This window comes from Deltaproteobacteria bacterium, assembly GCA_017302835.1.
Taxonomy (GTDB): Bacteria; Bdellovibrionota; Bdellovibrionia; order Bdellovibrionales; family Bdellovibrionaceae; genus UBA2316.
In genome coordinates, this window is the sequence record JAFLCC010000008.1 from 104,494 (window position 1) to 117,479 (window position 12,986).

The window sequence follows — 12,986 nt, forward strand, 5'->3', positions numbered from 1 at the left end:
AATTAAGTTTTTATCAGTGATCTTGTTTAGGGTGGCTTTAGCTACAGGTCTGGCCCTTTTTATAGTGCAAATTAAGTTAGATTTTTTTGAATCTTATTTGTATGACATGAGAGTTCGATGGAGTCCGTCCAGCAATCCTACTGGCGCTATTCAAATCGTTGAAGTGACGCCTGAAAGCGTCGAGTATTTTAAAGGAATTCCAAAAGCAGAACATCATAAGAAGGTCATGGACTTGCTTTACGAATACAAACCCAAAGCGGTAGTCTATGACATCGGTATTGATGAAATCTTGGGTTCAGATCAAAGTAAAAAAAGTTTTGCGAAATCTTTAGAAAAATTTAATCAATTTTTTGTGATCACAAATTTTCTTGAGATGCGCGGGGAAGAAGGGAAATTAAAACTTGCTGAACCTTATGAAAAAATAAAACTTTTTTCAGGTCCGAAAAGCTCTGATACGGCTAATTTTGCAAAAGATGGGGTGACTCGTCGGATGATGATTAACTATCAAGATCAAATGATGATACATCCTTTTCTTGCCAGTCAAATCAATCCAGATGTTTCTGATAAAAATAAAATAAAAGGATTGTTTTCTTTTTTGGAAACAGATCAGGTGTATATCCGTTTCCGACCTACGGGAACCTATCCAAAAATCTCCTTTCATGAGGTGGCTAAAAGTTTAGTGTCGCCTTCCGTTTTTAAAGACAAGATAGTGTTGATTGGTCATAATTTGGAACTATCTGAAAAAGATTACTTAATGACTCCCTATTCAAGATCGACAATTGCCATGACCACAACGGAAATGCACGCAAACATGATAGACACCTTAATATTGAATAATGCGATTACCAAGGCACCTCAATATATTAATATCTTTTCGACAATTTTAATTTCGATAATCACCGTTTATATAGTGTTTACGGTAAGTCCAGCTATGGGTTTGTTTATCATCGTCTTATTGTTTGGATTCTATTTAATATTTGCCTATTTTCTGTTTTGGCCTTTTGGGTATTGGATTTCTATGGCGCACCAATTGTTGGCCATTTTTCTTTGCTATTATTTCTTTATTCCTTACCGTTTGATTATTGAAAATAGGCGTAGCTGGGAATATTACCAAAAAAATAAACTATTACATCAAGTGGAAGAGTTAAAGACTAATTTTATTTCGATGATGTCCCATGATTTAAAAACGCCAATTGCCCGCATTAAGGGAATGACGGATGTTATTTTAAACGATGCTCATGCTGTGACAAATAATCAAAGAGACGCCTTGGATACGATCAGGACTTCCAGCGATGATTTATTGAGGTTTATAAATTCTATCTTAAATTATGCGAAGATTGAATCCCAAGGGGTCGACCTTCATTTGCAATCTAAAGATCCCAATGCGCTGATCTCAGAGGTCATAAAAAAACACGAGTTTTTAGCTAAAGTAAAAAAAATTCGTATACTGACAGAGCTGGAGCCTTTATTTCCTATAAAAATCGATCCCGAACTTATCAAACAAGTGTTTTCCAATTTAATAGAGAATGCCATTAAGTACTCACCTGATGAGACGACGATTACTATTAGCACTTCAGAAAATTCTGGATATGTGGTCGTAAAGATTTCAGATCAAGGGGGTGGTATCGCGGTCCAAGATTTGCCTAACTTGTTTATGAAGTTTTATAGAAGTGCTAATGCCAAGAGTTCGCCAGTAAAAGGGTCAGGATTGGGCTTGTATCTGGCTAAATATTTTACAGAACTGCATAATGGTAAAATTTTTGTTGAATCTACCTATGGTAAAGGAACAGATTTTATAGTAGAATTACCTCAAATTTAAAATGGAGCTGAAAAGGAGTCTACAATGTTTAAGATTTTAGTCGTTGATGATGACGCGGGATTAAGACTATCAATCAAATCTGCCTTTTCTGGTTATGAAAAATTTGATGTTTATGAAGCTTTCGATGGTATCAATGCCATGGAAAAAATTAAATCTCCAGGATCCAAATTCGACATCGTGATTTTGGACGTAGATATGCCTCGGCTCAATGGTCTTGAAACACTGAAGCAGATAAAAGAGTTTGATCCAGGGATTATAGTGCTCATGTTAACAGCCCATGCGACATTGCATGACGCTGTTAACGCAGTTAAAGATGGCGCTTATAACTACCTCTCTAAACCGGTCTCTAGTGAAGAAATATTAGCTTTAATTGAAAAAGCGATGCAAGCACACTCTATGATATCAAATATTGCAGCTAGCTCACCCGTGTTGGTCGAAGCTGGGAGAAAAATAATTGGTAATACCACGCAAATGCAAAAAGTGTTTAATATTATACACAAGTTGGCCAAAGTGGATACTCCGGTTTTAATTAGGGGAGCTAGTGGTACAGGCAAAGAATTAGTAGCGAAGGCCATTCACTTTAATTCTGTGAGAAAAGATGAGAAATTTGTTGCTATAAATTGCTCAGCTATACCTGAAAACTTATTTGAATCAGAACTTTTTGGACATGAAAAAGGATCTTTTACAGGAGCTAGTGAAAGAAAAATTGGGAAATTTCAATATGCAGATGGTGGAACTTTATTTTTAGATGAGATTGGAGATATGCCTCAACTGATGCAGGTAAAAATACTACGAGTTTTGCAGGAAAAATTATTTACACCAGTGGGTTCTAATCGAGAAATTCAATCCAATGTCAGAATTATTGCGGCTACAAATCGGCCACTTGAGGAAATGATTAAGATAGGCTCTTTCAGAGAAGATTTATTTTACAGGCTGAATGTGGTTCCTATATTTTTACCAGCATTATGTGATCGCAAAGCCGATATCGAAAGGTTGATTCAAATTTTTGTAAAAAAATTCAATGAGGTCCATAAAAAGAAAATAACCGGTGTGACTGCCGATGCCATGAATATATTAAAGCGTTACTCTTGGCCTGGAAATATCCGCGAACTTGAGAATGTAATCGAACATTCTTTTGTATTAGAGACTGGAACGATCATTTCAATGTCTTCTTTACCTGAAAGCTTATTGGCCGCAGTGGGAGTGAATCTATTTGACCTAGATACGCTAAGCCAGTCTTCACAACTTGGTCCTGTATTTATTGATTCAGGAAGTGATATAGAAACTGAGGATGCGAATTCTGATTTAGATACTGATGGAGATTCTGAATTTGATGATTCAGGTATGAAGGTTACTTTTAACGGAGACTTGGATTTTAATGTTCAAAAAGAAGCCTTTGAAAAGGAATTTATCATTAAGGCTCTCAAAACTTTTAAAGGCAGAATAAATCAAACGGCCCTGCATGCGAATATACCTAAAAAAACTCTTCTCAGAAAAATTGAAAAATATGGTATCAATGCAAAGGACTATTTTGACCAATAAAGAACGGGAATAACACTGGAAATATCAAAATTTTCTAATGTCAATGACAAATTTATTTCTTGAGTCATTAGACAAGGGAAATTTATTGAAAAATTCTTAAATTAGTTTAAAAAAAATAATTATTGATGATTAATGCCAATATTAATTTAAAAAGTCTAATAAGTTTTATTGACTGAAAGTCTTTTGGTTCTTAGTTTCTAAATCCCATGGCAATGAATCCGCTACCCCCACAGGCTTACACAAAAGACTCTCTTTTGAAGGCATATTCTTGGTTGCAAAATCAAGAATCTTCAATCAAGGAAATGGCTACAACGCCTGATATTTTAGTAAGTTTGTTTTTAAAGGCCACTCGGGATGGGGACAGTGTTCTGGAACGTCCGTCTATTCAAAACTTTAAGCATGAGCTCAAACAATTGGCTGGTATGATGGGCGAGTTTGATAAAGAGGTCATTGAAGAAAAAATCCAGAACCAAAATCTCCAGAAGCAAAATATATTTAATGACAAACTTAAAAGCCCATCTCTTGAAAGTGATAAGTTAGGTGGTAATACTTTAGGTGGAGATAAATTGGCGGGGCTTTCAACAAATTTTGATTTCACTCTGCCTTTGAACGGAAATTCATTGGATAGTCGTTCTCTAGAAAATCGACCCATAGAAAATCGTTCTCAAGAAAGTAATTCTGCAGAAAACAATCCAGAGAAGCTATCTAAAACTCATCATGAAGTTTTAAAAAAAGGGGATTGTTCTTTGCTTGAAAATTTAGATGCAAAGTCTTTGATGTTAATTTCAGAAGTTAAAACTCAGTTAAATCTTAGTTCTGATTTGGAATCCTTAAAGCTTTTAATTCAAGCGGGCTATAATAAAACTAAAAAATTATTTTAGGAGCCTATTTGAAAAAGGTTCTTAGTGACGGATTGCGCTAAGCTTGTGGTCTGTTTGATAAAAAGACAAAAGTTAAATACTTTAAGAAGTATGACACAAAATATACCTGACTATAAATCAACCATTAAATTACCGCAAACAACTTTTCCAATGAAGGGTGATTTACACCTTAAAGAGCCAGCGATAATTAAAGACTGGGAAGAGAAGAAAATTTATCAAAAGATTCAAGAGAAAAATAAAAACAACACTCCCTTTATTCTTCCTGATGGGCCGCCCTATGCCAATGGGTCTATTCATATCGGTCATGCTTTAAATAAAACTTTAAAAGATATCATTATTAAATATAAATCATTAAAAGGTTTTCGAGCTCCATTTATTCCTGGTTGGGATTGTCATGGGCTTCCTATCGAACATAAAGTCATGAAAGAGTTAAATGAAAAAAAACAAATAAAAAATGATCATGAAATTCTTGAGCTTTGTCGAGCCGAAGCCTCTAAGTGGGTAAAGCACCAAAGAGATCAGTTTAAAAGATTAGGTGTGCTTGCTGATTGGGAAAATCCTTATTTAACCATGGATCATGATTATGAGGCCGAAGAAATTCGTGAATTTGCACGAGCATTTAAAAAAGGAGTTATTTATCGAGGATCAAAACCCGTTTATTGGAATTGGACACTAAAGACGGCTCTTGCCGATGCGGAAGTGGAATACCACCAACATAAATCTCCTTCCATTTATGTTAAATTTCAGGTGACAGATGTGGAGTCTTTAAAAAAACTGGGCTCGCCTAAGGGAAATACTTATTTTGTTATCTGGACAACAACTCCTTGGACTCTTCCTGCGAATGTGGGTATTTGCTTGCATCCTGATTTTGAATATGGGGTCTACTCTGCAGGTATTAATTCTTATGATGTTAATTCGTCAGGTGAAGAAAATTTCGTTATAGCCAAAGGATTAAAGGAATTTTTTGAAAAAGAAACTTCGATCCTTCTTACAGAAACTTCGGTGCATAAAGGCTCGGAGTTAGAGTATATAAATGCAGATCATCCTTGGATCTTAAGAAAATCCCAAGTGATGTTGGGTCTTCACGTTAGCTTAGATGCGGGAACAGGATGTGTTCACACGGCTCCAGGACATGGCGCGGATGATTTTAAGGTGAATGCAAAATACCAGTTGCCCGTCTTATGTCCTGTTGACGATGCTGGTTGTTTCACAGAAGAAGTGCCAGAGTGGAAGGGCATGAATATTTTTAAAGCCAATCCTTTGATTGTTGAAAAATTAAAACAATCTGGTCATTTAATTAAACTTCAAGAGATTGAGCATTCTTATCCTCATTGCTGGAGATCAAAAACACCCTTGATTTTTCGAACAACTCCCCAATGGTTTTTAGGTATTGATATCGAGGGAAGTGAGATTAGGAAAAAAACATTAGAGAAAATGAAAACCATTAAATTTGTTCCTGCTTGGGGGCAAGCAAGATTTAGCGCCATGATGGAAAGTCGTCCTGATTGGTGTTTAAGTCGGCAACGAATTTGGGGAGTTCCAATTCCTATTTTTTATTGTGTCGCTACGGGCGAGCCATTGGCTGATTTTGAAGTCATGATGAAAGTCGCCGATGTCATAGAAAAAAAAGGAATAGAAGGATTTAATTCAACTCCAGCGATTGAGTTTCTTGGTAATAAAAAATTTCCATGCGAATCAACAAATGAAAAAATAAAGGCCGCTTATGGGAGCCAAGGGTTTAAGCATGGAAAAGATATTTTGGATGTGTGGTTTGATTCAGGAATTTGTCATGCCGCCGTTCAAAAAAAGAGACCTGGAATGAGCTTTCCTGCAGATATTTACCTAGAGGGCAGTGATCAACACCGTGGCTGGTTTAATACCTCGATGTTATCTTCTATGGCCACTCAAGGTGAGCCACCATTTAAGACATTATTAACCCATGGTTTTGTGATGGATTCCCAAGGCCGAAAAATGAGTAAGTCTCTTGGAAATGTTGTCGATCCCAATGAAGTTGCAAGTAAAAGTGGAGCCGAAATCATTCGTCTGTGGTCTTCTTATGAGGACTATGGACAAGATCTATCCTGTGGAAAGGATGAACTCACACGGGTGACAGAAACCTATCGTCGTATTCGAAATACCATGAGGTATTTACTCGGATCGATCTCAGATTTTAATCCGGCAAAAGATAAAGTTTCCTTGGATAAAATGACAGAGATTGACCTCTGGGCTTTAAATGAGCTTTATGAGCTGATAGAAAAAATTGAAAATGCCTATGATAATTATGATTTTTATAAGATTTATCATGCGTTAAATACTTTTTGTACGGTCACCCTTTCTTCAATATATTTGGATGTGTTAAAAGATCGACTTTATACTTGGAAAGAAAATGGAGTTCCCAGAAGATCTTCACAAACAGTTTTATTTTATGTATGTGAAAACTTAATGTCTTTAATGGCGCCTATTTTATCTTTTTTAGCGGAGGAAGCTTATTCTCATTATGCGTTTAAAAATACCGAGAGTATTTTTCTTAAAAATTTACCCGAAAAGAATTCTGAATGGAAAAATGAAGCCATTAAAGACAAATTCAAAAATCTGATAGAAGTGAGAATCGAAGTGCAGAAAGTTTTAGAGGGGCTTCGAGCTCAAAAAATTATTGGATCTTCTTTAGAAGCTAAAGTTAGCATCAAATCGGAAGGACCTTTGTTTGAGATTTTAAAAGATTTTTCTGGTTTGCGAGAATTTTTAATTGTTTCAGAGGTAATTTTAATGAAAGATACGTTTCAAGTATCTGCTTCAAAAGCAGATGGTGAGAAATGTGTTAGATGTTGGACTTATAGTACTCAAATTGGTCAAAACAACCAGTATCCTGGAATTTGTCCTAAATGCACAGAGGCTTTAATATGAAAAAAAAATACATACTACTATTACTTATTTCTTGCATTATCATTGTCTTAGATCAAGTCACCAAGATTTATATTCATTCTCGATTTCAGTTAAGCGAATCAGTTATTGTCATCAAAGATTTTTTTAATCTTACTTATGTAAGAAACTATGGTGCTGCTTTTGGTTTTCTAGCTGAGTCTCATCCTACCTTTAGAGAAATCTTTTTTCTTTCGATGCCTCCGATTGCCATCATTATTATCATGACTATTTTAAGATCAGTTAAAGACAATGATTTTTTACAGATTTCAGCTTTATCTTTAATTTGCGGAGGCGCCCTTGGCAATTATATCGATAGGTTAAAGTATAGGTATGTTATTGATTTTTTAGATTTCCATATTTTTAACAAATATTCTTACCCAGCTTTTAATATAGCTGATTCGGCTATTGTTTGCGGTGTTGGTATATTAATATTGGTGATGACCTTAGAGAAAAAGAAATCAAGCCCGCCTTCAGAAATTGAAATAGCGGGTTAGTATCGGTGCCGTAAAAATCTATTTTCCAAAGAAATAATGAAAAGAGGGTGTGGATTCTTTTTTATTTAATTCAGTAAAAAAGAGTGAAATAACTTCTGTTTTCTTCCCTGGCTTTACGTTAAATATTGTCAAATCTGAATTTTGAATAATTTGGTGTAGCCCTCTTCCGGCGCCGCCTTTACCTTCATTTAAAGTTCCAGCCTGACCATTATAACAACTATCTAAATAGTCAGTGATAATTTTTTTGGTTAAGCTTCCAAAAGGGTCTGTCACCGCAACAGCTAAATAGATTCCATCACAGGCGTAGGAAAGCTGAGACTGTTGATGACTATCTAAAACGACCTCTACCTTGCGTGATAAGTGATTGAATAGAGATTTGCCATTTTTATCTGCAGGAGCATCATATATGGCATTCATAAGAAGCTCTTCGGTAACTAAAAATAATTTTTCTAGAATGGTAGTGCGAATACCTAAATGCTTAAAATATTCTGTCATCTCATTTTTTAGGTTGAGCCGTTCGGAACTTGTTGCAATCTTCTTAGATTGAATGTCAACACCCCAAGATAAATATTTTTCAATCCCAAAAATATCATCATTCAATAATTTACTCAGAGTTGTTAAAAGAGTTTTAATTGTCAATTGCTTATCTTCAGGGTCCCTCGTAATCACATTGTCAATCTGTGATAAACTTTTAAGTGTAGGTATATTGTCTTCTACTTTTTTTGAAAGTATTAAAACTAACTTAGAGCGATTCTTTAATTTTTCCAGGTCGCTGATTATGTCCTTGCAGCTTTCGTCAAAAATGATGGCATCATACTTGTTCATTTTGATAAGATTCTTGGCGGTCTCAAGATCAGAAGTGACATCCATCTTAACACCAGAGCTGCCCACGGCCATTTTTGCAAGGACCAGTTGCTTTCGGTCTTGATCTACTAATAATACATTTTTCCCAGTGGTCTTCTCCAGATTTGCCTGCGCCTGAAAAAGCTCTCGGTTGGCAACCTCAAATAATCTGGCTTTTTCGTTTGTTTTCATCAACCTATCGGCTAAAACCGTCGAATAGACGCGATAAAGAAGGGCATTGAATTTTTCAAAATCTTTTTGAGGAACATGATTAAAATAGTGAGAATCGATGACGAAACAGCTAATATTATTCTTAGCACGGATGGAGGAAGTTACAGGAATTTTTAAAACAACACTCATCTCTCCCATAACATCTCCGGGAGTCTGTAAAATGGCGACGACCTCATTGGCAAGAATGATTTCAGCAGCTCCGCTCCTTAAAAAGTAGAGTTTTGAGTTGATCTCGCCTTCGCGAAGTATGTAGTTCCCAGCTTGAAAGTTTTCTTCCATTGTCATTGTTGAAATTTGCAGCAACATTTCGTCATTAAATGAGGAAAAAAAAGAGAAACCTCTTAACTCTTTTGAAATATCAACAGGATGCAATTTCATAATATTAATTATGTATTCAATAAGCCTCATTGATCGAGCTCTTTTCCAAAAATCATGAAAATGAAGGCAAAAGTCTAGTTCAGATATTAATTTATCGAAAAACATGATTAGTTATAAGCATGTATCCTTATTTAAATTTGGGCCTAGTGAAGCTGCAATCATATTTTTTGATTCTTGTGATCTTAATAACCGTAACGCTTTTTTGGGTTTTTAAAAAAAGTATTAAAAGCAATTTACCTAGGAACTTTGTCCTAGATCTAACCTTTATCCTGATCATTTCTGGATTTTTATCTGCAAGACTTTTTCATATTTTATTTGAGAATAGACAATTTTATTTTTCTAGACCCGTTGAAATGTTTCAATTTTGGAATGGTGGATTTGTATTTCTTGGTGGATTTATAGGAGCTCTCATTTCAGGAATTTTGTATACTTTGTTATGTAAAAAGAAGGAACTTCTACCTCGACTTCTAGATTTCTATTCTCCTATTTTAGCGTTCAACTATTCCATAGGAAGAATTGGGTGTTTTTTGGCTGGTTGTTGCTATGGGAAAACATGTCCCTTTCCTTGGGCGGTTGATGGAAGGCATCCAACCCAGCTATATGCCTTTTTTTGGGATTTTATTTTATTTATTATATTGATCAAGATTGAAAATAATATGATGAAGCCTGAAAAGAAATTCGCAGGCCTGCTCTTTTGTGTCTGGCTTTTGGGACATGGTCTAGGAAGATTTATTTTGGAATTTTACCGGGATGATTTTAGAGGTCCTATTTATATACTTTCAATTTCAGGGTGGTTAAGTTTAGGAATCATCATTTCCTCATTGAGTTTGTATCTCTTTCTTAAAAGAAGAATCCGCCATTATCAGCCATTACGAGATATCAAACTCAAATAGCGGATAATCAATATAAATTGACAATTATCCGCCATTTGAGTTAAACTGACTCAAATGGCGGATAAAGAGGCGAAATGGATTCTCAGATTGTTGGTCGAAAAAAAGAATTAAATATTTTAAGGGATTTATTAATTACTGAAAAAGCAAAAATTGTTTGTGTTTATGGGCGTCGACGAATTGGAAAAAGTTTTTTAATTGAGAACGCTTTTAAAGGTGAAAATTTTCTGAAATTCGAAGGATTAGAACGCGAACAAACTGATATTCAAATTCGACAGTTCACCAAAGATTTAGCAAATCAAACAGGTGATGTTCTCTTGGGAAAAGTTAAAAATATAGAATGGGTTGATATTTTTGATAAATTGACAGAAGTCTTAAAGAATAGAAAAAAGAAGACAGTAATCCTGATAGATGAGTTCCAGTGGTTAGCAGCACAGAAAACTATTCTTGTTTCTTTATTTAAAAAATATTGGGACCAAGAGTGGTCAAAGTGTAAAGTTATTTTTGTTTTATGTGGTTCCATCTCGTCGTACATGGTTAAAAAAGTAATTAAATCTAAAGCGTTATACGGACGAATTGATTTGGAAATAAATTTGGGTCCACTAAGTTTAAAGGAGTGTGCGCTTTTTTTGCCAAAAAGAAGTAAAGAAGAAATCCTAAAGTATTATTTAACTTTTGGTGGGGTGCCCAAATATTGGACTTTAATTGCAGCCAATAAATCCTATGAACAGAATATGGAAAAGATTTTTTTGCAAAAGGAAGGGTACCTGTTTAATGATTATGAAAAAATATTTTATAGTCAATTCAAAGAGCCTAAAATTTATGAGGCCATAGTTGCAATTTTGGTGGCTCGACCTTTAACATTAGAAGAAATTGCTAAAAAATTGAATAAAAAATCAAGTGGAAGCTTAAAATCATATCTAGATAATCTTTCCTTAGCTGGATTTTTGATGAGTTATAGTCCTTTCGATAAATCAGAAACTTCAAAGTTAAAGAAATATAAAATTTCAGATGAGTATGTGAGGTACTATTTTAAATTTATAAAGGAAAACCAAAGAATTATTAAAAATAACCAAATAAATAAACCTCTTTTTCAAAGAATCATTCAATCGAAGTGGGAAGTTTGGTCAGGATTTGCATTTGAAAATTTTTGTTTAAAAAACGCTATGTATTTAGCAAGTAAATTGGAATTTGATGAATATGTTGAATCTTTTGGACCTTATTTTAATAGGGCCAAAGAGTTAGATAATAAGGGTACAGGTTTTCAAATTGATTTATTGTTTAAAAGATCAGACAAGGTGATTACTTTATGCGAAGTAAAGTACATGCAAAAACCCATCACAGCAAAAGTAATATCTTCTGTTGAGGAGAAATCAAATCGGTTACAAATACCAAGGGGATATGTCCTTGAAAAAGTTTTACTAACGGTTTGTGGAGCGGATGAAGGGTTAATTCAATCTAAATACTTTAATCATATTTTGAAAATAGATGATCTTTTTGTGTAAATAGAGATAGGACAGGTATGTTATCTAATTTAAAGAAAATACTACTTTTATTAATTTTAAATCAATTTGTTTATGGGAACGAAGCCACACGTACGGTAATGGTTCAACTATTTCAATGGCCATGGAAAGAAATCGCTCGTGAATGTGAACTTTATTTAGGACCAGTGGGATTTGCAGCTGTTCAGATTTCACCACCAAATGAGACGCTCATGATTGAGAATCATCCCTGGTGGGAAAGCTATCAACCAGCAAGTTATAAAATTCATAATCGATTAGGTACTGAGCTAGAATTTCAAGATATGATAAATCGCTGTAGACGAGTTGGTGTGCAAATCTATGCGGATGTCGTACTTAATCACATGACAGGCGCAGATTCAGGAAAAGGCACTGCTGGATCTGAAGTGAGTCATTATGAATATCCTGGAATTTATAATAACAACGATTTTCATCATTGTGGTCGGAATGGCAATGATGATTTAGTGAATTACAAGGATCTTTATGAGGTCCAAAACTGTGAACTTGTTAATCTTGCCGATTTAAATTCATCAAGTCTAAAGGTTCAACAAACACAAGTACAGTACTTGAATCGACTTGTTTCCATGGGAGTCCGTGGTTTTCGTGTGGATGCAGCTAAGCATATCTCGGTGAGGGATTTGGATAATTTGTTATCTAAAGTTCAATTTTCCCCATACATTATATTTGAATTAATTCTTGGCGAGGAGGGGCTTCATTATAAAGATTATAGTTATTTAGGTGATGTGAATGTATTTGAAGTTCCATTTTTAATTGGTCAAGCCTTTCAAAAAAAAATGTTAAGTTCTCTTTTTAAGATCATGCCTAATAACATGCTACCGTCCTCAGAGTCAGCCGTCGTATTTATTGAAAACCATGATTTGCAAAGAATCGACTCACCTCTTATCTTGTCTTTACAAAAAAATCCGGAGCTTTACAGCTTGGCGCAAGTTTTTCTTCTGGCATGGCCCTATGGTTACCCTCAGCTTTTTTCTGGTTATAAATTTTTAAATTTTAACGAAGGTCCACCTTTAGAAAGCTCAGGATATGTAAAAAGAATATTGTCTCCTAATGGAAACTTCTGTGAGGCCCCTTGGCTTTGTGAACATCGATTGCCAGAAATACGTAAGATGGTTGAATTCAGAAATCAGACCAATTCTTACTTTGCAGCCAGTAATCTCTGGAGTGATTCTTCAGAGCGAATTGCTTTTGGCAGAGGGCCCTACGGAATGGTTCTTATTAATGGCTCGAATTCCCTATGGCAAGTTCGAATACCTACAAAGATGGAAATGGGAAGCTATTGCAATATTTTAGATCCAGGATATGAGCCTTTAAGAGCCAGATGTTTAAATCCTTCAGTACGGGTGTCAGGGGATAGGATGTTAGAAACTGAGGTAAAACCATTGCAAGCGGTTGTTATTCAAAAAGGAATGAAGTTGTTAAGATAAAGGTCTATCTAGAAAAATCTG

At 35.0% G+C, this 12,986-nt stretch carries 8 protein-coding genes and 1 pseudogene; 8 read left to right on the forward strand and 1 reads right to left on the reverse strand.

The window, feature by feature from the left end:
* The first annotated feature begins 31 nt into the window (after positions 1 to 31).
* The 5 genes and pseudogenes from J0M15_10705 to lspA all read left to right on the forward strand — a co-directional run bounded on the left by J0M15_10705 (position 32) and on the right by lspA (position 7,658).
* Entirely contained in the window at positions 32 to 1,819 is a 1,788-nt protein-coding gene (locus J0M15_10705; GenBank protein ID MBN8537512.1) for a CHASE2 domain-containing protein, read from the forward strand.
* 24 nt (positions 1,820 to 1,843) lie between these two features.
* The gene (locus tag J0M15_10710; GenBank protein ID MBN8537513.1) at positions 1,844 to 3,361 is read left to right on the forward strand and encodes a sigma-54-dependent Fis family transcriptional regulator; all 1,518 of its coding nucleotides are present in this window, start codon (positions 1,844 to 1,846) and stop codon (positions 3,359 to 3,361) included.
* 206 nt (positions 3,362 to 3,567) lie between these two features.
* Positions 3,568 to 3,804 (forward strand): annotated as a pseudogene (locus J0M15_10715) (hypothetical protein).
* A 528-nt stretch (positions 3,805 to 4,332) separates the two neighbouring features.
* A complete protein-coding gene (gene ileS, locus J0M15_10720) occupies positions 4,333 to 7,146 on the forward strand; it encodes an isoleucine--tRNA ligase (GenBank protein MBN8537514.1) in 2,814 nt (937 codons plus the stop codon).
* Positions 7,143 to 7,658: a signal peptidase II gene (gene lspA / locus J0M15_10725; GenBank protein MBN8537515.1), complete on the forward strand. Its 516-nt coding sequence runs from the start codon at positions 7,143 to 7,145 to the stop codon at positions 7,656 to 7,658. Before ileS ends, lspA begins: the two co-directional genes overlap by 4 nt.
* Before the next feature lie 18 nt (positions 7,659 to 7,676).
* Here lspA and J0M15_10730 read toward each other — a convergent pair whose 3' ends face one another.
* Positions 7,677 to 9,110: a cyclic nucleotide-binding domain-containing protein gene (locus tag J0M15_10730; protein ID MBN8537516.1), complete on the reverse strand. Its 1,434-nt coding sequence runs from the start codon at positions 9,108 to 9,110 to the stop codon at positions 7,677 to 7,679.
* A 146-nt stretch (positions 9,111 to 9,256) separates the two neighbouring features.
* Between J0M15_10730 and lgt the strand changes: the two genes are divergently transcribed.
* The 3 genes from lgt (at position 9,257) to J0M15_10745 (ending at position 12,965) form a co-directional block, all read left to right on the forward strand.
* On the forward strand, positions 9,257 to 10,003 hold the full coding sequence (gene lgt, locus J0M15_10735; GenBank protein ID MBN8537517.1) for a prolipoprotein diacylglyceryl transferase: 747 nt from the start codon (positions 9,257 to 9,259) through the stop codon (positions 10,001 to 10,003).
* Positions 10,004 to 10,077: 74 nt separating this feature from the next.
* A complete protein-coding gene (locus J0M15_10740) occupies positions 10,078 to 11,505 on the forward strand; it encodes an AAA family ATPase (GenBank protein ID MBN8537518.1) in 1,428 nt (475 codons plus the stop codon).
* A 17-nt stretch (positions 11,506 to 11,522) separates the two neighbouring features.
* Positions 11,523 to 12,965 (forward strand): alpha-amylase family protein, encoded by a 1,443-nt coding sequence (locus J0M15_10745; GenBank protein ID MBN8537519.1) that lies wholly within the window; start codon positions 11,523 to 11,525, stop codon positions 12,963 to 12,965.
* The last annotated feature ends 21 nt before the right edge of the window (positions 12,966 to 12,986 follow it).

Coding starts and splice junctions, on each gene's coding strand:
- J0M15_10710 (MBN8537513.1), top strand. CDS start 1,844: ATGTTTAAGATTTTAGTCGTTGATGATGACGCGGGATTAAGACTATCA.
- ileS (MBN8537514.1), top strand. CDS start 4,333: ATGACACAAAATATACCTGACTATAAATCAACCATTAAATTACCGCAA.
- lspA (MBN8537515.1), top strand. CDS start 7,143: ATGAAAAAAAAATACATACTACTATTACTTATTTCTTGCATTATCATT.
- J0M15_10730 (MBN8537516.1), bottom strand. CDS start 9,110: ATGAAATTGCATCCTGTTGATATTTCAAAAGAGTTAAGAGGTTTCTCT.
- J0M15_10740 (MBN8537518.1), top strand. CDS start 10,078: ATGGATTCTCAGATTGTTGGTCGAAAAAAAGAATTAAATATTTTAAGG.
- J0M15_10745 (MBN8537519.1), top strand. CDS start 11,523: ATGTTATCTAATTTAAAGAAAATACTACTTTTATTAATTTTAAATCAA.